Origin of the sequence: Micromonospora sp. NPDC048930, assembly GCF_043197935.1 — a bacterium.
Taxonomy (GTDB): Bacteria; Actinomycetota; Actinomycetes; order Mycobacteriales; family Micromonosporaceae; genus Micromonospora.
Genome location: NZ_JBICUB010000010.1, coordinates 221,699 through 239,717 on the forward strand (window position 1 = coordinate 221,699; position 18,019 = coordinate 239,717).

18 protein-coding genes are annotated in these 18,019 nt (G+C 74.6%); 9 read left to right on the forward strand and 9 right to left on the reverse strand.

The genetic code is table 11. The features are described from left to right. The first annotated feature begins 105 nt into the window (after positions 1-105). Positions 106-837, forward strand: coding sequence for a PP2C family protein-serine/threonine phosphatase (locus ACGFI9_RS25480; RefSeq protein WP_393181639.1), 732 nt, complete (start codon positions 106-108; stop codon positions 835-837). On the opposite strand, the gene hrpB is transcribed toward ACGFI9_RS25480, so the two are convergent. Then, positions 838-3,354: an ATP-dependent helicase HrpB gene (gene hrpB, locus ACGFI9_RS25485; RefSeq protein WP_393181641.1), complete on the reverse strand. Its 2,517-nt coding sequence runs from the start codon at positions 3,352-3,354 to the stop codon at positions 838-840. Between the two features lie 121 nt (positions 3,355-3,475). Continuing rightward, positions 3,476-4,300, reverse strand: a complete 825-nt coding sequence (locus tag ACGFI9_RS25490; protein ID WP_393181642.1) for a SigB/SigF/SigG family RNA polymerase sigma factor — start codon at positions 4,298-4,300, stop codon at positions 3,476-3,478. 344 nt (positions 4,301-4,644) lie between these two features. On the opposite strand from ACGFI9_RS25490, the gene ACGFI9_RS25495 reads away from it, so the two are divergent. After that, the gene (locus ACGFI9_RS25495) at positions 4,645-5,388 is read left to right on the forward strand and encodes a hypothetical protein (protein ID WP_393181643.1); all 744 of its coding nucleotides are present in this window, start codon (positions 4,645-4,647) and stop codon (positions 5,386-5,388) included. Here ACGFI9_RS25495 and ACGFI9_RS25500 read toward each other — a convergent pair. Next, positions 5,337-6,926, reverse strand: a complete 1,590-nt coding sequence (locus ACGFI9_RS25500) for a phospholipase D family protein (RefSeq protein WP_393181645.1) — start codon at positions 6,924-6,926, stop codon at positions 5,337-5,339. The two genes, ACGFI9_RS25495 and ACGFI9_RS25500, sit on opposite strands and share 52 nt — an antisense overlap. Positions 6,927-7,068: 142 nt before the next feature. On the opposite strand from ACGFI9_RS25500, the gene ACGFI9_RS25505 reads away from it, so the two are divergent. Continuing rightward, on the forward strand, positions 7,069-7,197 hold the full coding sequence (locus ACGFI9_RS25505; protein ID WP_393181647.1) for a hypothetical protein: 129 nt from the start codon (positions 7,069-7,071) through the stop codon (positions 7,195-7,197). Between the two features lie 78 nt (positions 7,198-7,275). Here the strand turns inward: ACGFI9_RS25505 and ACGFI9_RS25510 are convergent, their stop codons facing one another. Both ACGFI9_RS25510 and ACGFI9_RS25515 read right to left on the reverse strand, forming a co-directional pair. Then, entirely contained in the window at positions 7,276-8,265 is a 990-nt protein-coding gene (locus tag ACGFI9_RS25510) for a pirin family protein (protein ID WP_393181648.1), read from the reverse strand. Between the two features lie 10 nt (positions 8,266-8,275). Further along, positions 8,276-8,758 (reverse strand): MarR family winged helix-turn-helix transcriptional regulator, encoded by a 483-nt coding sequence (locus ACGFI9_RS25515; RefSeq protein ID WP_393181649.1) that lies wholly within the window; start codon positions 8,756-8,758, stop codon positions 8,276-8,278. Between the two features lie 158 nt (positions 8,759-8,916). Here ACGFI9_RS25515 and ACGFI9_RS25520 point away from each other — a divergent pair, with 158 nt between their 5' ends. Then, positions 8,917-9,444: a GNAT family N-acetyltransferase gene (locus tag ACGFI9_RS25520; RefSeq protein ID WP_393181650.1), complete on the forward strand. Its 528-nt coding sequence runs from the start codon at positions 8,917-8,919 to the stop codon at positions 9,442-9,444. A 598-nt stretch (positions 9,445-10,042) separates the two neighbouring features. Beyond that, positions 10,043-10,627 (forward strand): DUF1684 domain-containing protein, encoded by a 585-nt coding sequence (locus tag ACGFI9_RS25525; protein ID WP_393181651.1) that lies wholly within the window; start codon positions 10,043-10,045, stop codon positions 10,625-10,627. Positions 10,628-10,680: 53 nt separating this feature from the next. On the opposite strand, the gene ACGFI9_RS25530 is transcribed toward ACGFI9_RS25525, so the two are convergent. Beyond that, on the reverse strand, positions 10,681-11,262 hold the full coding sequence (locus ACGFI9_RS25530; RefSeq protein ID WP_393181652.1) for a general stress protein: 582 nt from the start codon (positions 11,260-11,262) through the stop codon (positions 10,681-10,683). A 155-nt stretch (positions 11,263-11,417) separates the two neighbouring features. On the opposite strand from ACGFI9_RS25530, the gene ACGFI9_RS25535 reads away from it, so the two are divergent. The 3 genes from ACGFI9_RS25535 to ACGFI9_RS25545 are packed head-to-tail and all read left to right on the forward strand — an operon-like array spanning position 11,418 to position 14,601. Beyond that, positions 11,418-13,265 carry a glycoside hydrolase family 15 protein gene (locus tag ACGFI9_RS25535; RefSeq protein ID WP_393181653.1) on the forward strand — a complete coding sequence of 616 codons (1,848 nt, stop codon included), beginning with the start codon at positions 11,418-11,420 and terminating at the stop codon, positions 13,263-13,265. After that, entirely contained in the window at positions 13,262-14,041 is a 780-nt protein-coding gene (locus tag ACGFI9_RS25540) for a glucose 1-dehydrogenase (protein WP_393181654.1), read from the forward strand. The genes ACGFI9_RS25535 and ACGFI9_RS25540 overlap by 4 nt, the downstream gene beginning before the upstream one ends. 59 nt (positions 14,042-14,100) lie before the next feature. Continuing rightward, complete coding sequence (locus ACGFI9_RS25545) at positions 14,101-14,601, forward strand: metallophosphoesterase family protein (RefSeq protein ID WP_393181749.1); 501 nt, start codon at positions 14,101-14,103, stop codon at positions 14,599-14,601. Between the two features lies 1 nt (position 14,602). On the opposite strand, the gene ACGFI9_RS25550 is transcribed toward ACGFI9_RS25545, so the two are convergent. Next, positions 14,603-14,827, reverse strand: coding sequence for a DUF3072 domain-containing protein (locus ACGFI9_RS25550; RefSeq protein ID WP_393181655.1), 225 nt, complete (start codon positions 14,825-14,827; stop codon positions 14,603-14,605). A gap of 53 nt (positions 14,828-14,880) precedes the next feature. On the opposite strand from ACGFI9_RS25550, the gene ACGFI9_RS25555 reads away from it, so the two are divergent. Further along, positions 14,881-15,876, forward strand: a complete 996-nt coding sequence (locus ACGFI9_RS25555; RefSeq protein WP_393181751.1) for an NAD(P)/FAD-dependent oxidoreductase — start codon at positions 14,881-14,883, stop codon at positions 15,874-15,876. Positions 15,877-15,887: 11 nt separating this feature from the next. On the opposite strand, the gene ACGFI9_RS25560 is transcribed toward ACGFI9_RS25555, so the two are convergent. Both ACGFI9_RS25560 and ACGFI9_RS25565 read right to left on the reverse strand, forming a co-directional pair. After that, the gene (locus ACGFI9_RS25560; RefSeq protein WP_393181657.1) at positions 15,888-17,183 is read right to left on the reverse strand and encodes a cation:proton antiporter; all 1,296 of its coding nucleotides are present in this window, start codon (positions 17,181-17,183) and stop codon (positions 15,888-15,890) included. 119 nt (positions 17,184-17,302) lie between these two features. Continuing rightward, a complete protein-coding gene (locus ACGFI9_RS25565; protein WP_393181659.1) occupies positions 17,303-17,980 on the reverse strand; it encodes an HAD family hydrolase in 678 nt (225 codons plus the stop codon). Positions 17,981-18,019 lie beyond the last annotated feature (39 nt).

Below are 18,019 nucleotides of genomic sequence, written 5' to 3' on the forward strand. Positions count from 1 at the left end.
CCCGATGGGTCACCGGCTCGCCCGACAGTGAGATTCGCCGCGCCACACAGCATCGTCCTGATCTCCTAGAGACAACTGCCGCCTCCGCCTGGCAGGCTGCCTCCCATGACCCTGAAGCTTCGTTCCGTGGGGGCGAGCGACCGAGGGCTGATCCGTAGCGGGAACCAGGACGCGCTCCACGCCGGCAGCTGGCTCGTCGCCGTCGCCGACGGCATGGGCGGCATGGCGGCCGGTGATCTGGCCAGCCGGATCGCCATCGACGCGGTGGCCCCACTCGACCTGGAGACCCCGGAGGACGCGCTGGTCGCCGCCCTGCAGAGCGGCATCGAGCTGGCCACCGCGCGGATCCGTCAGGCCGTCGAGGAGGACCCGGAACGCCAGGGCATGGGCACCACACTGACCGCGCTGCTCTTCGCCCGTACCGGCAGCTGCCTGGCGCTGGCCCACATCGGCGACTCGCGGGCCTACCTGTACCGCGAGGGCGTGCTGAAGCAGGTCACCCGGGACGACACGTTCGTGCAGATGCTGGTCGACCAGGGCGTGATCACCCCGGAGGAGGCGAGCAGCCACCCCCGCCGCGCCGTGGTGACCCAGGCGTTGCAGGGCGACGAGGTCTCCCCGGCGTACGCGACGATGGTGCCCTGGGCCGGCGACCGCTGGCTGCTGTGCAGCGACGGCCTCTCCAACGTGGTCCGCGCGGACACCCTCGCCGAGGTGCTCGGTGAGTACGCCGACCGCGAGGCGTGCGCGGCCAAGCTCATCGACCTGGCGCTGCGGGCCGGCGGCCCGGACAACGTGACCGTGGTGATCGCCGACGTGGTGGACGAGCCGGCCTGATCAGCGCCGGCGCGGGGCGGTACGGCGGGTCGGCTCGGCGGTGGTCGGGTCCTCTGGCCAGGGGTGGCGGGGGTAGCGGCCGCGCAGCTCCGCCCGCACCTGCGGGTAGCCGGTCCGCCAGAACGAGGCCAGGTCGGCGGTGACCGCCACCGGCCGGCCGGCGGGGGAGAGCAGGTGCAGCAGCACCGCCACCCGGCCGTCGGCGATCCGCGGGGCGTCGCGCCAGCCGAAGGTCTCCTGGAGCTTGACCGCGAGCACCGGGGCGGCCGGGTCGGCGTAGTCCACCCGGACCCGGGACCCGCTGGGCACCGCCAGCCGTTCCGGCGCCAGCTCGTCCAGCCGGGCCGCCTGCCGCCAGTCGAGCAGCCGGCGCAGCGCCGCCGCCACGTCGATCCGGGCCAGGTCGGCCCGTCGCCGGGCGTGGGCGAGGTCCGGGCCCAGCCAGGTGGGCGCGTCGTCGAGCAGCGCCCGGTCGGCGACGTCCGGCCAGTCCGGGCCGAGCGCCTGCCGGCAGAAGGCCAGCCGGCGGCGCAGCACGATCGCCTCCGGCGTCCAGGTCAGCAGGTCCAGCCCGCCCTGGCGCAGCCCGGTCAGCACGGCCTCGGCGACCCGTTCCGGGTCCGGCGCGGCGAGGGGCCGGTCGACCAGCTCGATCGCGCCGAGCCGGACCACCTCCCGGGCCACCACGTCCCCACCGGACCAGCCGATCTCGCGGTCGGTGCGCAGCAGCGGCCCGCCGGCCTCCCGCGCGGTCGCCTCGTCCACCGGCGCGGCCAGCCGCACCCGCGCGGTCGGCGCGCCGGGGGAGCGGTCGGCCACCGCGACCGCCAGCCACGCCGACCCGGCCAGCCCCGACCCGGCCGCCAGCTCCCCGGCGGTCCCGCCCGCCATCAGGTACGCGGACCCGCCGGCTTGCCGCGCCCGGGCCAGCCGTTCCGGGTATGCCAGCCCGATCAGCAGCCCCGCCGCCAGGTCGTCGGGGAGGTGGTCCGGGCCGCCGGCGGGCCGCCCGGCGGGCAGGGCGGCGCGCAGCCGGCGTACCTCGGCGCGCCAGCGGGCGGTGGCGGCCGCATCGGCGCCGGCGCGCAGCCGCCGCCAGCGGGCGGTGAGGTCGTCGCCCGCGCCGCCGAGCGTCTCCTCGGCGAGCAGGGCGACCACCTCGGCGGCCCGGTCGGCGCCCACCCGCTCCGCGCCGTCCAGCAGCGCCCGAGCCAGCCGGGGGTGGGTGCCGGCCGCCGCGACGGCCCGGCCCCGGTCGGTGATCCGGCCGTCCGGCGCCACCGCGCCGAGCGTGCCGAGCGTCTCCCGGGCGACCGCGAGCGCGGCCGGGGGCGGGGGATCGGGCAGCGCCAGCCCGGTGCCGTCCGGGTCGCCCCAGGCGGCCAACTCCAGGGCGAACCCGGTCAGGTCGGCGGTGGTGATCTCCGGCTCCGGCTGCGGGGCGAGCCGGGCGTGGGCCGCCTCCGACCAGCACCGGTAGACCGCCCCGGGGGCCTCCCGGCCGGCCCGGCCGGCCCGCTGGGTGGCCGCCGCCCGGGACACCGGCACGGTGACCAGCGCGCCCAGGCCCCGGGCCAGGTCGGTACGCGGCACCCGGCTCAGCCCGGCGTCGACCACCACGCGCACCCCGGGCACGGTCAGGCTGCTCTCCGCCACCGAGGTGGCCAGCACGACGCGTCGCCGATCGGACGGGCGGAGCGCCGCGTCCTGGGCCGCGCCGGACAGCCGGCCGTGCAGCGGCAGCACGGTGACGGTGTCGGACAGGTCGGCAAGCCGGCCGGCGACGGCGGCGATCTCGCCGGCCCCGGGCAGGAAGACCAGCACGTCCCCGTCCCGCTCGCGCAGCGCCCGCCGGACGGTGGCCGCCACGTGGTCGAGCAGCGCCGGATCGACCCGGCCCGGGCCGGGCGCGGCGACCGGCCGGGACGGCGGCGCCCAGATCCGGGTGACCGGGTGCAGGGCCGCCTCGGCGCGGACCACCGGCGCGGGCCCGTCCCCGCCGCCGAGCAGCGCGGCGAACCGGTCCGCCTGCGGGGTGGCCGACATCGCCAGCAGCCACAGGTCCGGCCGGAGCGCGCCGCGGGCCTCCACGGTGAAGGCCAGCGCCAGGTCGGCGTCGAGCTGCCGCTCGTGGCACTCGTCCAGCAGCACCGCGCCCACCCCGGGCAGCTCCGGGTCGTGGTGCAGCCGCCGGACCAGCAGCCCCGTGGTGACCACCTCGACCCGGGTGTCGGGGCCGACCCGGCGCTCGCCGCGCACCGCGTACCCGACCCGGCCGCCGACCCGCTCGCCGAGCAGGGCGGCCATCCGGTGGGCGGCGGCCCGGGCGGCGACCCGGCGGGGCTGGGCGATCACCACCCGGCCGGTGACCTCGTCCGCCACCGCGAGGGGCGCCAGGGTGGTCTTGCCGGTGCCGGGCGGGGCCACCAGGACCGCCGTGCCGGCCGCCTGCAGCGCCCCGACCAGTGCCGGCAGCACCGGCCGGACGGGAAGGTCGAGGGGTACGTCGGAGAGCACCGACCCACTCTCGCACCCGGTCCCCGGTCCAGCCGGAACGGCCCGGCCGGTGAACCACCGACCGGGCCGGCGTGGGCACGACGATGGCCGGGTCCGCCGACCCGGCCATCGTCTCCACCCCTCAGTACGTTCCGTCGAGTTGCCCGCGCAGCTTCGTCAGTGCCCGGGCCAGCAGCCGGGACACGTGCATCTGCGAGACGCCGATCTGCTCGGCGATCTGCGACTGGGTCAGGTTGCCGTAGAAGCGCAGCGTGAGGATCTTCTGCTCACGCTCGTCCAGGGTGGCCAGGGCCGGGCCCAGCGCCACCCGCAGCTCGGCCAGCTCGAACTCGGAGTCCTCGCCGCCCAGCATGTCGCCGAGCTCGGTGGCCCGGTCGCCGTCGCCGGTCGGGGTGGACAGCGACACCGCGTTGTACGCGCGGGCCCCTTCCAGGCCCTCCAGCACCTCTTCCTCGGTGAGGTTGAGGTGGGCGGCGATGTCGGCGACGGTGGGCGACCGGCCGAGGCTCTGCAGCAGCGAGCTGTTGGCGTCCGAGATGGCCAGCCGCAGCTCCTGGAGCCGGCGGGGCACCCGGATGTCCCAGGTGCGGTCGCGGAAGTGCCGCTTGAGCTCACCGATGATGGTCGGGATGGCGTAGCCGGCGAAGTCGACCCCGCGCGAGGGGTCGAACTTGTCGATCGCCTTGATCAGGCCGACCGCGGCGGTCTGGGCCAGGTCGTCGGTGGGCTCGCCCCGGCCGCTGTAGCGGTGCGCGAGGTGGTTGGCGAGCGGCAGCCAGGCCTCGATCGCCTTGTCCCGCAGGGCGGGGCGCGACGGGTGGTTGGCCGGCAGGGCGGCCATCGCGTGGAGGAGGTCGGCGGCACTGTCGGTGAGCGCCCGCGGGTCGAGCCTGTCGGAGGTGGACGGCGCGGCGGTCGCCTGCTCGGTCAAGGTCTTCGCGGTCATGGGTGGTCCTCCCTGCACCTCGTCCGCGGAAAGAAGACGTGACGCTTCGGTTTAGGCTTCTGTAGTCCGTTTGGAAGCCACCTTAACCCGATCGTCTCCCAGAAATCTAGCCGAAAGTACGATGTACTTAAGGCGCGCCAGGGTATCAATCCGCAAATTCAGGCACAAAGTCGGGCGGGATCTGTGGGGCCGATGGGCCCACCCGGCCCGTCCGCTCGGTGCGGACCGGGGGCCGACCGGTCAACGAAAAACCCGACAATCGGCTCTCACTGTCGACTTTCCGTCGTTGTCCCACCAACGGGACCACCCGTAACGTCCGTGTGTACACGTCAACGGGAGGCCCCGTGCTCGATCCCGCCGCCCCGCAGCTCGTCGTCAACGCCCGCACCCTGCTGTTCAGCTGGCTGCCGGCGGACCCCGACGCGGTCGCGGCGCTCGTCCCGCGCGGCCTCCGCGCCCGCCCCGACCGGCAGGTCTTCCTCTGCCAGTACGTGGTCGACGACGAGTGCCAGACGTCCGGGTTCGGCGCCTACTCGTGCACGTTCATCGGCGTCTCGCTGACGGACATGGATCCGCCCGACGGGGACGCCCCCGGTGGCTGGTGGACCCACTACGTCGTGTCCAGCACCCGGGTCCGGCAGTACGCCGCCGCGCGCGGCGCCCCGGCGTCGACGGGGGAGACCGTCCTCGACGTCGGGGGCGGGCGGCTGACCACGGAGACCCGGGTGGACGGCCGGCCGGCCATCCGCGTCGTGGCCCGAATCGGCGACACCGGCACCGAGGCGCACAGCGGTCACCACCGGTACGTGACGGCGCGGGACGGGGAACTGATCATCACCGACTACCCGTACGTGGCCGAGCCGGTGTCGCCGTTCGAGGTCGAGTCGGTGGAGTTCCTCACCCCGCACCATTCGCTCTACGCGCTACGCCCGGCCAACCCGCTGCAGGTCTGCTGGGGCTTCCACTCGCCCCGGGTGTCGTTCGCGTACCCGGCCGGGCCGCACGCGCTGGACGAGCCGGTGCCCGCCGCGACGGTTCACCAGGTGCCCGCCCGCCGGGCCCGCAGCGGCCTGCCGTCCGGGTCGTAGACCAGCCGGTACGCGGGCAGCGCCCAGAGCCGGGTCCGCCAGGACAGCCGCTCCGGCCGGTGCGGCCGCAGCCGGCCCGGGGGCCGGGGCCCGGTACGCCCCGACGCGTGCCAGCGTTCCAGCGCCTCCGCCGCCGCGGTGATCGTCGCGACGGCCTCCGCCGGGTCGAGCAGGTCGTGGTCCTCCCCGCCGTCCGGGTCCCGGTCCAGGTGCTCCCGCCACAGCCGCAGGCGCAGCTCCCGGGCGAAGACCCGGGCGCCGTCGCCCAGCCCGGCCGGATCGGTCGGCACCCGCTCGTCCCGGGTCTCGTCCAGCACCGCGCAGGACAGCTCGCTGTCGTGCGTCCAGGAGCGGCGGTTGAAGTTGTCGCTGCCCACGCTGGCCCAGACGTCGTCCACCACGCAGACCTTGGCGTGCACGTACACCGGGGTGCCCGCGTGGTTCTCCAGGTCGAAGACGTGCACCCGGTCCGGGGCGGCCCGGTGGCAGAGCGAGATGGCCTGCTCCCGGCCGACCAGGTTGGGCGGCAGCGCCAGCCGGCCGTCCACGTCCGGGTGGCGCGGCACCACCCCGACCAGGTGCAGCTCCGGCTGCTCGCGCAGCGCCCGGGCGAAGAGGTCGGCCACCTCCGTCGACCAGAGGTACTGGTCCTCCAGGTAGATCAGCCGGCGGGCCCGGCGGACCGCCTTGGTGTAGCCGCGGGCCACCGTCCGCTCCCCGTCGGGCGCGAACGGGTAGCGCGGCCGTACCGCCGGGTAGGTGCGCAGCACCTGGATCTGGTGCGGGCCGCAGGGTGGGGGATCGGCGGACTGATCGGGGAGCGGGTCCGGGCTGAGGTCGGCGCCGCGCAGCCGGTCCCGCAGGTACGCCAGGGGGTTCTCCGAGTCCAGCGGCATCGGATCGGTCCACCGCTCGCGGAACGTGGTGTCCAGCGCGCCGACCACCGGGCCGCGCAGCGCGAGCTGGACGTCATGCCACGGCGGGTGCGGTCCGTACCGCGGGGACATGACCACCGCCTGCCGGTCGCCCCGGTGCGCGGCGTCATCGCGCCGGCTGTGGCAGAGGTCGATCCCCCCGGCGAACGCGACGTCGCGGGACGGGTCGTCCGGGTGGCGCAGCACCACGAGCTTCTGGTGGTGCGAGCCGCCCCGCCGGACCCGCTGGTCCAGCAGCACCTCGCCGCCGGCCGCGCAGAGCGCCTCGCTGAGGCTGCGGTTCTCCGCCTCGCTGTAGGAGAGCGCGTCGAGGTGGGAGCGCCAGATCAGGCCCTTGACGATCACCCCGCGCTGGGCGGCCTGGGCGAAGAGCTGCACCACGGTCGGGCCGTCGGGGCGCATCCGCTGGTCGGGATCGCCCCGCCAGTCGGTGAAGAACAGGTGGTCGCCGGCCGTCAGCGCCGCCACCTCGTCGACCAGCCGATCGAAGTACGCGGCGCCGTGAATCAGCGGCTCAGCCAGGTTTCCCGAGGTCCAGACGGGTAAATCAGATCCCGGGTTGGCACGTTCCTGTGCGGTGAGGAACCAGTCCCGCATCGTCACGTCCCAGCCTCCCGAGGTCGGACCCCGTCCTCACGGTAGGACCCCCGGCACGGACCCGCACGCCGACCACCCCAGGCCGGCGCGGCCCGGACGCGGGGCCCCCGCCGCACCCCTGACGTACGAGCACCGAGGAGGCCACACCATGTCCGCCGAGACGACGAACACCGCGACCGAGTACCGCGAGCAGGCGGTCGAGGGAGAGCGGGGTGCGCTGGTGGCGGTCCTGGTGATGGTGCTCCTCGGGTTGGCCGGCATCTTCGCCGTCTCCTGAGCCGCCGTCTCTGAACCGCCGTCGCTGAGACGCCGGCGGGCGCCCCGGACGAAGCCGGGACGCCCGCCGTCCGCCCGGTCAGGGGCGGGTGCCCTCGCCCCCGGTGTGCGGCAGGCGCTCGGCCGGGATCACGCCGAGCCGGCCCGCCTGGTAGTCCTCGACGGCCTGGATCAGCTCGGCCCGGGTGTTCATCACGAACGGGCCGTAGTGCGCCACCGGCTCCCGGATCGGCTGCCCGCCCATGATGTAGAGCTCCAGGGCCGGGGTGTTGCCGTCCTGCGTCGGGTCCGCGGTGACCCGCAGCGCGTCGCCCGCCCCGTGCACGGCGAGCTGGCCGATGTGGATGGGACGCCGGTCGGTGCCGACGGTGCCCCGGCCGGCCAGCACGTAGACCAGCGCGTTGAAGTCCGGCCGCCAGGGCAGGCTCAGCTCGGCGCCCGGCTGGAGCGTCACGTGCGCGATGGTGATCGGGGTGTGGGTCGAGCCCGGGCCCCGGTGGCCGGCGATCTCGCCGGCGATCACCCGGATCAGCGCGCCGCCGTCGGGCGTGGTGAGCAGGGCCGACTCCCGGCCGCGGATGTCCTGGTAACGCGGCGGGATCAGCTTCGCCACCTTGGGCAGGTTGACCCAGAGCTGGAGGCCGTGGAACAGGCCGCCGCTCATCACCAGGTGCTCCGGCGGCGCCTCGATGTGCAGCAGGCCGCTGCCCGCCGTCATCCACTGCGTGTCGCCGTCGGTGATGGTGCCGCCGCCACCCTGGGAGTCCTGGTGGTCCATGATCCCGTCGATCATGTAGGTCACGGTCTCGAAGCCGCGGTGCGGGTGCCACGGGGTGCCCTTCGGCTCGCCCGGGGCGTAGTCGACCTCGCCCATCTGGTCCAGGTGGATGAACGGGTCCAGCTCGGTCAGCGGCACGCCGGCGAAGGCCCGGCGGACCGGGAAGCCCTCACCCTCGTAGCCGCTCGGCGCGGTGGTCAGCCGGCGGACCGGCCGGAAGGTGGTGGCGGACTCGTCCAGCTGCGGCAGGCGGGGCAGGACGAGGACGTCGTCGACGGTGATCGCGGGCATCTCGGGCTCCTTACTTGTCGGCCGGGGTGGACGACGCGTCGCGGTCGGCGCGCAGGCGCCGGCCGAGCCGCTCGAAGACCCGGGTGAGGCAGGCGACCTCGGCGTCGTCGAGGTCGTCCATCAGGTGGGTGCGCACGGAGCGCAGGTGGTGCGGCGCGGCCTCGCGCAGCGCCAGCAGGCCGGCGGCGGTCAGCACGGCCTCGCTGCCGCGCCGGTCCTCCGGGCAGGACTCCCGGGCGACCAGGCCCCGCTTCTGCATCGAGGAGATCTGGTACGTCAGCCGGCTGGGTGAGAAGACCAGCCGGCTGGCCAGCTCACCCATCCGCAGCCGCTGCCCCGGCGCCTCGGAGAGCAGCACCAGCACGTGGTAGTCGGCGAAGCTCAGCTCGCTGTCGGCGCGCAGGTCGTCCTCGAGCTGAGTGAAGAGCCGCTGGCTCGACTCGATGTATGCGCGCCAGCAGGCCATCCGCTCGCTGTCCAGGCTCTCCGTCATGCCCAGAAGAGTAGCACTACTTCAAATTTAAACAAGTCCCTTCCATTGCCTGTGATAGGGGCGACAGTGGTAGTTGACAGCGGTGACATTGAAATCTGAAGCGAGGCGTTCCCCGGTCGGGGTGGGGCCGTTCGCGTCGGCGTGCCAGACTCCGCCCCGTGGACCACCTCGAGCTGACCGCCCCGGGCCTGCTGCTGCGTCCCTGGCGGGACGAGGACGCCCCGGCCGTGCTCGCGGCGCTGGCAGACCCCACGATCGCCCGCTGGAACGCGCAGGACGTCGCCGACCCGGCGCAGGCCCTCGCCTGGGTCCGGTGGCGCGCCGACTGGAGTTCCGGCACGCACGTCTCCCTCGCGGTCGCCGACGCCGCCGACGGGACGCTGCGGGGTTCGGTGTCGCTCCACCAGATCCGCGACGGCAACGCCGCGATCGGCTACTGGACAGCCGCCGAGGCCCGGGGTCGGGGAGTAGCCTCCCGGGCCGTCGGCGCGCTGACCGCCTGGGGCTTCGACGAGTTGGTCCTGCACCGGATCGAGCTGTGGCACGCGGTCGGCAACCGCGCGTCCTGCCGCGTGGCCGAGCGGGCCGGGTACCGGCTGGAGGGCGTGCTACGGGAGTCGCACCGCTACGGCGACGGGCGTCGGCACGACGAGCACCTGCACGCCCGGCTGGCCACCGACGCCTGAACCGTCCCACCCGGGCGCGCCGTCGCCGGTGGGGCGCGCCGGCCGCCGGCGTCACCGAGCCACCGGGCTGCGGTGCCGGACGGACCCCGATCGGGCGAGGGGGGCGTGCTGCCGGTGGCCCGGACGGTTGATCTGTCCGGTAGATCACGAGCCAATGACGCAGCGTGACGGGGGATGCTCGCGCCGGGCTCCCGCCACGGAGGGTGATCGTCGGCGTGACGCACCCGTCCACCATGGCGCGCCCAATCTCGCCCGCAAGCCCCTGACCAGGCAACGCGCCCCCGCACGCCGCCGGCCGAATCCCACCCCCACGTCCCCTTTGCTCTGCAGCCATATACGCAGCGGTTCGCGCACCGTAACCGTTGCGTATATGGCTGCAGAGCAAAGGGAGTCGCGGGTGAGGTTTGTGCCGGGTGTTTCGGTTACGTCGGGTGAACGGCGCGGGGTTGGGCTCCGTCGGGGATCGGGCCGGGGTGGCAGGAGGCCGGATATCGGCGGTCGGTCGGTGGTCGTCGAAGCCGCGCCGCGGTCGGCGCGTGTGCGCCCTGCCACCAGCCTGCACGGTCCGGACCGCGAGGCCGCTGGCTAGGGTCGGGGGATGGATGATCTCGACCTGCTCGACTGGCGGGAGCGGGTGGCCCGGCTGTACCTGTCCGACCGCGCCCTGGCCGCGTTCCGGGCCGCCCGGGACGAGCTGTTCCGCACCCACCCCGCCAGTCCACTGCCGGCCGCCGACCGGCCCGGGTTCACCGGGCTGCGCTGGTACCCGCCCGACCCGGCGGCCGTGGTCGAGGCGCCGCTGCGCCCCGCCTCCGGCACCCTGAGTGTCGACACCGGCGGCCCCGACGGCGTCGTCCGGTACCGCAGGGTGGCGGTGGCGGAGACGCCGTGGGGTCCGCTCACGCTCTGGTGGATCGAGGCGTACGGGGGTGGGCTCTTCCTGCCGGTGCGGGACGCCACCTGCGGCGCCGGCACGTACGGCGGCGGGCGCTATCTCACGGACACCGTCAAGGGCACCTTCGGGCGAGGACTGACCGTGCTGCCCGGCGACCGGGTCCGGCTCGACGCCAACTACCTCTACAACCCCAGTTGCGCGTACGACGACCGCTGGGCCTGTCCGCTCGCGCCGCCCGAGAACCGGGTGGAGGTGCCGATCCGGGCCGGCGAGCTGGCCTACCACTGAGCCGCCGACGCCCCCGGTGCGTCGGGCGCACCGGGGCGTCGAGGAGGAACCGGTCAGCGGGCGGTCGCGCCGGTCGGGGTCAGGTGCATCCGGCCCAGCAGCTGCCGGGCCTGCTCGGCCACGTCGGCCTCCACGGTGACGGCGTACTGGCTGGCCCGCAGCGAACTGGCGGAGGTGAAGTCCCGCTGCCCCCCGCTCATCGCGTGCGCCACGGCGCCGAACACGGCACCCCAGATGGCGCCGATCACCAGGCCGGCCAGGATCACCGCGACCCAGTTGCCCACCGTGAAGATGCCGAAGAGCAGCCCGATGAAGAGCCCGAACCAGGCCCCGGTGCCCGCGCCCACCAGGGCGGCCCGGCCCGTGGTCATCCGGCCCATCACCGTCTCCACCAGGGTCAGGTTCGTGCCGACGATCGACGTCCGTTCCACCGGGAACCGGTTGTCGGCCAGGTAGTCCACCACGCGTTGGGCGGACGGATAGTCCGGGTACGACCCGATCGTGACGGTCGGTGGGCCCGCCTGCGGCCCGTGTCCGTCCCCGCTCGGCGCGGCTGGACGACCGCCGGGACCGGACGGGAGGTTGTCGCCGCCCGGCATGCCGGGTTGCCAGGCCGGGGTCGAAGGTCTGGTCATGAGCATCCTCCTTCGTCAACCGCCCGGGTTCCCGCCCTCGTCGGGCGGTAACGCACCCCGGGGGTGCCGGGCGACCGGCTCCGGCGGGCGCACCCGGCGGGGGCCGGATTGTCGGCCGCAGCGCATGCCGCCGGTGCTGCCGGGTAGCCAGTCGCGTGGACAGCGGACGGATAGCGGAGCACGGCTTCCTGGCGGACGGCCACACCGCGGCGCTGGTCGACCGGGCCGGCTCGGTGAACTGGTGGTGCCCGCCACGCTTCGATGCGCCCTCCGTCTTCGCGCGGCTGCTCGACGACCGCGCGGGGCACTGGACCATCCGCCCGGAGGACGACTTCACCAGCGAACGGTCCTATCTCGACGACACCCTCGTGCTGCGGACCGTCTTCACCACCCGGACCGGTTCGGTGGCCGTGACCGACGCGCTGGCGCTGGAGCCCGGCGCGCGCGGCCACGAGATCGGGCTGCGCTCACCTCGGGTCCTCGCCCGGCTGGTCGAGGGGCTCACCGGCGAAGTCCCGATGCGGGTGGAGTACCAGCCCCGCTTCGAGTACGGGCGGGTCAGCGCGTACCTCGTCGAGTCCGACGGGCAGATCCACGGCACCGCCGGCAACTGCCGGCTGAGCCTGCGTGCCAATGTGCCGATGAACCTCGGCGACAGCGAGGCCACCGGGCGGTTCACCGCCCGGCCCGGCACCACGCACCACTTCACGCTCGGGTACGCCGAGACCTACGGCACCGGTCTGCCCGCCGTTCCCGACGCCGACCAGGTGGTGGCCGACGCGGTCGCGGGGTGGCGCTCCTGGTCCGATCTGCACCGTGACCAGTACCAGGGCCGGTACCGGGACGAGGTGCGGCGGAGCGCGATCGTCGTGCAGGGCATGACGTACCAGCCCAGCGGGGCGATCGTGGCGGCGGCCACCACGTCACTGCCCGAGCAACTGGGCGGAGACCGCAACTACGACTACCGTTTCGTCTGGCTCCGCGACTTCAGCCTGACCCTGCAGGCGCTGTGGCTGGCGGCCTGCCCGGACGAGGCGAACCGACAGTTTGGCTGGGTGGCCCGGGCCATGGGCCGGATCGGTGACGCCCCCGTGCCCATCATGTACGGCGTGCAGGGGGAGCGGGACCTCACCGAACACGCCCTCGACCATCTCACCGGGTACGCCGACAGCCGCCCGGTCCTCGTCGGCAACGACGCGTGGCGGCAGCGGCAGAACGACGTGCTCGGCTCGGTCCTGGACGCTGCGTGGTTGATGCGGTACTACCTCGACCCGATGTCGCCCGAGGTCCGTCACCTGCTGCACGACGTCGCGGACAAGGCGGCGCGGGAGTGGCGCCGGCCGGACTCCGGGATCTGGGAGGCGCGGGACACCGAGCGGCACTACCTGTCGTCGAAGGTGCAGTGCTGGACCGCCCTGGACCGGGCGGTCCGCTTCGGATCCCGGATCGGCGACCCCGACGACGTGGCCCGCTGGGCGGCGACCCGGGACGAGATCCGCCGGGAGGTGCTCGTCCGGGGTTGGAACGACCGGCTCGGGGCGTACACGGGGGCCTTCGACTCGGACGAGCTCGACGCCTCCGTGCTGATCATGCCGCTGGTCGGCTTCCTGCCGGCGGACGACCCCCGGATGCGGTCCACCATGGACGTCGTCGAACGCCGGCTCTCCCGCGACGGGCTGCTGCGGCGCTGGGACGACGACCCGGCCGGCTTCGTCATCTGCTCGTTCTGGCTGGTCAGCTGCCTCGCCGAGGCCGGCGAGGTGGATCGGGCCGATCAACTCTTCGCGCAGCTCGCCGGCCGGGTGAACGACCTCGGGCTGTATGCCGAGCAGGTCGACCAGGCCACCGGCGAGCAGGTCGGCAACTTTCCGCAGGCCTTCTCGCACATCGGCCTGATCATCGCAGCGGGCCAGCTGACCGAAGCCGCCGAGCGGGTCGCTGGTGGCGTCGAGCGAACGCCCGTGCCGGCCGGTACGGCGACCACGGAGGGAGCACACGGATGACCGGACGACTGGCGGGCAGGACCGCCCTGATCACCGGCTCGGACTCGGGCATCGGCCAGGCCACCGCCATCGAGTTCGGCCGCGAGGGGGCCGACGTGGTGGTGCACTACCTGCACGACCACGCCGGGGCGAACCACACCAAGGCCGAGATCGAGAAGGCCGGCCGGCGGGCCGTGGTGGTGCAGGGCGACATCAGCCTGGAGCACCAGGTCGAGGCCATGTTCGACGAGGCCCTCGCCGAGTTCGACCGGCTGGACATCCTGATGAACGACGCCGGGGTGGACGCCTCCGGCATCCCGGTGGCCGACCTGGACACCGAGACCTGGGACCGGTGCATCCGCACCAACGTCTACGGGGCGTTCTTCTGCTCCCGCCGCTTCGTCCGGCACCGCCGCGACCAGGGTGGCGGCGGAAAGATCATCAACATCACCTCGATCCACCAGGAGGTGGCCCGGGCCGGCGGCGCCGACTACGACACCAGCAAGGGCGCGATGCTGGAGTTCGCCAAGAGCCTCGCCCTGGAGGTGGCGCCGATGCACATGAACGTCAACAACATCGGCCCCGGGATGGTGCTCACCCCGTTCAACCAGCGCGCCATCGACGACCCGCAGTACCTGGAGGAACAGGTGCAGAGCATCCCGTGGAAGCGGGCCGCGATGCCGGAGGAGATCGCCAAGGTGGCGGTCTTCCTGGCCAGCGACGACGCCGACTACGTGACCGGGTCGACGTACTTCATGGACGGTGGCCTGATGCAGAACCAGGGCCAGGGCGCCTGACCGGAACCTCCCCACCCACCGGCCCATGGTAGGTGCCCGGGGTGGGGGAGGATCGGGGGGTGGAGCTGGTCATCATCGCGGACACGCACGTGCCGAAGCGGGCGCGGGACCTGCCCGCGCCGGTGTGCGCGGCGATCGACAGCGCCGACGTGGTGCTGCACGCGGGGGACTGGGTGGACGTGTCGCTGCTGGACGCGCTGGAGCGGCGGGCCCGCCGGCTGGTCGGGGTGTACGGCAACAACGACGGACCGGAGCTGCGCGCCCGGCTGCCCGAGGTGGCCCGGGTCGAGCTGGCCGGGCTGCGGGTGGCGGTGGTGCACGAGACCGGCCCGAAGACCGGACGGGAGGCGCGCTGTGCGGCCCGCTTCCCGGACTGCGACCTGCTGGTCTTCGGGCACTCCCACATCCCGTGGGACAGCGTGGCCCCCGGCGGCCTGCGCCTGCTCAACCCCGGCTCGCCCACCGACCGGCGGGCCCAGCCGCACGCCACGTACCTCACCGCGCGGGTGGCGGCGGGGCGGCTCGACCGGGTCGAGCTGCACCGCCTGCCCCCGCGCTGACTCACCGGCCCCGGCCGGTCTCCGCCTGCAGCTCGTCGATCCGGCGGGACGCCTCCGCCTTGGTCAGCCCCTCGGGCACCTCCTCGCCCGCCTCCCGGGCGAGCGTGTGCAGGTACGACTCCTGGGCGGCGGTCGGCGGCTCGTCACCGGTGACCCACTCGTCCGGATCCTTGATGGCGGCCTCCGGGTTGGCCCGGTCGGCGCCGCCGTTGCCACGGTCGGCCATGCTGATCACCTCTCCTCGAACAGGTGTACCACTACCCGGGGCGCCCGCTCTTCATGCCGGCCGGCAAATACGATCATCGCGTGACTGCGGGCCGGGCGGGTGTGGTGGTGGTCGGCGCGGGCGTCGCGGGGGTGGCCTGCGCGAACGAGTTGGCCCGGGCCGGCATTCCGGTGGAGGTCCGCGAACGCGCCCGGGTGACCGGCGGGCGGATGGCCAGCAAACGCTTCGACGGCCGCCCCGCCGACCTCGGCGCGGCCTACCTCACCGTCGACGACCCCGACTTCGCCGAGGTGGTCGACGGGTGGCGGGCCGCCGGGCTGGCGCGCGAGTGGACCGACACCTTCGTCGCGTACGGGCCGGACGGGCGGCGTGCGGCCCCCGGCCCGACCCGCTGGGCGGCGCCGCGCGGGCTGCGGTCGCTGGTCGAGCACCTGGCCCGGGACCTCACCGTGACGCACAACCGCCTCGTCATGACGGTCGAGCCGGGGCCCCGGGTCGACGGCCGGGCGGCCGAGGCGGTCGTGCTCGCCATGCCGGGCCCGCAGGCGGCCCTGCTGCTCGATCCGGCGCTCACGGCGGCGACCCGGGCGGTGGCCGGGCAACGCTGGTCGTCGGCGCTGGCCGGGGTGCTCCGCTTCCCGGCCCGGCGCTGGCCGGATTTCCGCGGCGCGTTCGTCAACGGGCATCCGGTGCTCGGGCTGGTCTGCGACGACGGCGACCGGCGGGGCGACGGGGCGCCGGTGCTGGTCGCCCACACCACCCCGGAGTTCGCCGCCCGGCACCTGCTCCAGCCCACCGCCGCCGGCCCGGCCATCGAGGAGGCGGTACGGGACCTGTTCGGCCTGGCCGAGCCGGCCGAGCTGACCCACGTGCACCGCTGGACGTACGCCAAGCCGGTCGCCGGCGACGGCGGGACGTACCACCTGGACGACGACGGGATCGGCCTCGCCGGGGACGCGTTCGGCCGGCCCCGGGTGCAGACCGCCTGGCGTTCCGGCCGGGACCTTGGCCGGGCGCTGGCCGCCCGCCTGCTCGCGGACCGGGCCTGACCGCACGCCGGTCAGCCCCGGACGCCGCCCAGGGCGGGCTCGTCCGTCCGTCCCCGCGCCGACGGGTCGCCGGTCCGCTCGCCCTCCCGGTCGAGCAGCTGCATGACCGGGGTGGCCGCGATCCCGTGCACCACCACCGAGACGACCACCACCAGGCCGACGGTGGCCCAGAGCAGCTCGGTCTGCGGGAAGTCCGTCCGGCTGGTCGCGTACGCCAGGTAGTAGAACGAGCCGACGCCGCGGATGCCGAACAGGGCGATCACCCAGTGCTCCGCCGGCCGACCCGGGGCGCCGCGCAGCGACAGCCAGCCGGCCAGCGGCCGGATCACGAAGACCAGGGCCAGCCCCACCAGCGCCGCCGGCCAGGTGAGCGGGGCGAGCAGCCCGCCGATCACCGCGCCGCCGAGGAGCAGCAGCAACAGCACGGTGAGCAGCCGCTCCACCTGCTCGGCGAAGTCGTGCAGCACCGAGTGGAACTCGTGGGTCCGTTCGGCGGCCCGGATCGCCCGGGCGGCGACGAAGACGGCGAGGAAGCCGTACCCGCCGGCCACCTCGGCCAGCCCGTACGCCAGGAAGGTCGCGGCGAGGGCGAGGAAGCCCTCGGCGTGCCGGGCCAGCCGCAGGTGGCTCGGGGCGCGGAAGAAGAGCTTGCCCAGCAGCCAGCCGATGAGCAGGCCGCCGCCCACCCCGACGGTGAGCTTGTAGAGCACGTCAATGGTGAGCCAGCGGGCCAGCCAGTCCGCCGGGGCGAGGCTGGTGGTGGCGATCGCGATGGCCGCGTACACGAAGGGGAACGCCAGGCCGTCGTTCAGCCCGGCCTCGGAGGTGAGGGCGAAGCGCACCTCGTCCTCGGAGTCCTCCACGTCGGTCGGCTCACCCACCTGCACGTCGGCCGCGAGCACCGGGTCGGTCGGGGCGAGTGCCGCCCCCAGCAGCAGCGCCGCCGCCGGCAGCAGGCCCGCCCACCACCAGCCGAGCAGGGCCACCGCCGCGATGCACAGCGGCATGGCGACGGCGAGCAGCCGCCAGGTCGACGACCAGCGGGCCCGGCTGAGCGGCCGATCGATCTTCAGCCCGGCGCCCATCAGCGCGACGATCACGCCGACCTCGGTGAGGTGGGTGGTGAGCTCCGGCCAGCGCAGCGGGTCCGGCGAGGGCAGCCCGGTGGGGAGCAGGAAGACCAGCATGCCGAGCCCGAGGAAGGCGATCGGCAGGGACAGCGGCCGACGCTCCAGCACGCGCGGCAGGATCCCCGCCAGCAACGCACCGACGCCCAGCAGCGCGAACGCGACGTCGACCGGTTCCACGGCACCACCCTTCCCGGCCGCCCGGGGCTGCGGCCAGGTGGTCACCAGTGCCCCGTACTCCGGTGCGCTATGCCTTGCTGTCCGGCTTGACCCAGGGTGGGGCCGGTCACCGTGACCCGTCAGCCGAGCGCGGCGATGGCGCTGTCGCCGAGGCCGTCGAGCAGCGTGGCCGGGTCGTCGTAGACGGCCACCGCGCCGGCCCCGGCCAGCTCCGCCCGGCTGGTGCCGCCGCAGGTGAGGCCGATGCAGGGGATGTGCAGCCTGCCGGCGGCCACCACGTCCCAGACCGAGTCGCCGACGAACACCACCCGCTCGGCGGCCAGCCCGGACTGGTCCAGCGCGGCGACCAGGATGTCCGGCGCCGGCTTGCTCTCCTGCGCGTCCGCCGAGGAGGTCACGGTGTCGATCACGTCGTCGGCGGCGAGCGCGGCGCGCAGGGCGGCCACCTCGTGCTCGGCGGCCGAGGTGGCGAGCACCACCCGCAGCCCACGGCCGGCGCAGGCCCGCAGCAGATCCACCGCGCGCGGCAGCGGCGCCAGCCGCTCCCAGTACTCGGCGTAGAGGGCGTCGTGCGTGTCGCGCAGCTTGCCGTCGCCGTCCCGGTCGCGTTCCGGCCCGAGCAGGTGGTCGAGGAGCTTGTCCGAGCCCATCCCGATGGACCGGTGGATCCGGGCCATCGGCACCCGGAGGTCGGCCTGGCGCAGCGCCTCCCACCAGCTCACCGTGTGCAGGTACGTGGTGTCGACCAAGGTGCCGTCGACGTCGAAGAGGACGCCGCAGCGGTTGTCGTCAGGCATGGCCCTCCTCCTACCCTCCGCAGCAGCCGCCGACGCGCC

What these genes read in the sequence shown, in the direction of transcription:
- ACGFI9_RS25565 (WP_393181659.1), bottom strand. Translation starts at nt 17,980, where the DNA reads ATGCCTGACGACAACCGCTGCGGCGTCCTCTTCGACGTCGACGGCACC.
- ACGFI9_RS25505 (WP_393181647.1), top strand. Translation starts at nt 7,069, where the DNA reads ATGTCCGCCGAGACGACGAACACCGCGACCGAGTACCGCGAGCAGGCG.
- ACGFI9_RS25480 (WP_393181639.1), top strand. Translation starts at nt 106, where the DNA reads ATGACCCTGAAGCTTCGTTCCGTGGGGGCGAGCGACCGAGGGCTGATC.
- ACGFI9_RS25555 (WP_393181751.1), top strand. Translation starts at nt 14,881, where the DNA reads ATGCCGGCCGGCAAATACGATCATCGCGTGACTGCGGGCCGGGCGGGT.
- ACGFI9_RS25490 (WP_393181642.1), bottom strand. Translation starts at nt 4,300, where the DNA reads ATGACCGCGAAGACCTTGACCGAGCAGGCGACCGCCGCGCCGTCCACC.
- ACGFI9_RS25515 (WP_393181649.1), bottom strand. Translation starts at nt 8,758, where the DNA reads ATGACGGAGAGCCTGGACAGCGAGCGGATGGCCTGCTGGCGCGCATAC.
- ACGFI9_RS25540 (WP_393181654.1), top strand. Translation starts at nt 13,262, where the DNA reads ATGACCGGACGACTGGCGGGCAGGACCGCCCTGATCACCGGCTCGGAC.
- ACGFI9_RS25510 (WP_393181648.1), bottom strand. Translation starts at nt 8,265, where the DNA reads ATGCCCGCGATCACCGTCGACGACGTCCTCGTCCTGCCCCGCCTGCCG.
- ACGFI9_RS25525 (WP_393181651.1), top strand. Translation starts at nt 10,043, where the DNA reads ATGGATGATCTCGACCTGCTCGACTGGCGGGAGCGGGTGGCCCGGCTG.
- ACGFI9_RS25550 (WP_393181655.1), bottom strand. Translation starts at nt 14,827, where the DNA reads ATGGCCGACCGTGGCAACGGCGGCGCCGACCGGGCCAACCCGGAGGCC.
- ACGFI9_RS25530 (WP_393181652.1), bottom strand. Translation starts at nt 11,262, where the DNA reads ATGACCAGACCTTCGACCCCGGCCTGGCAACCCGGCATGCCGGGCGGC.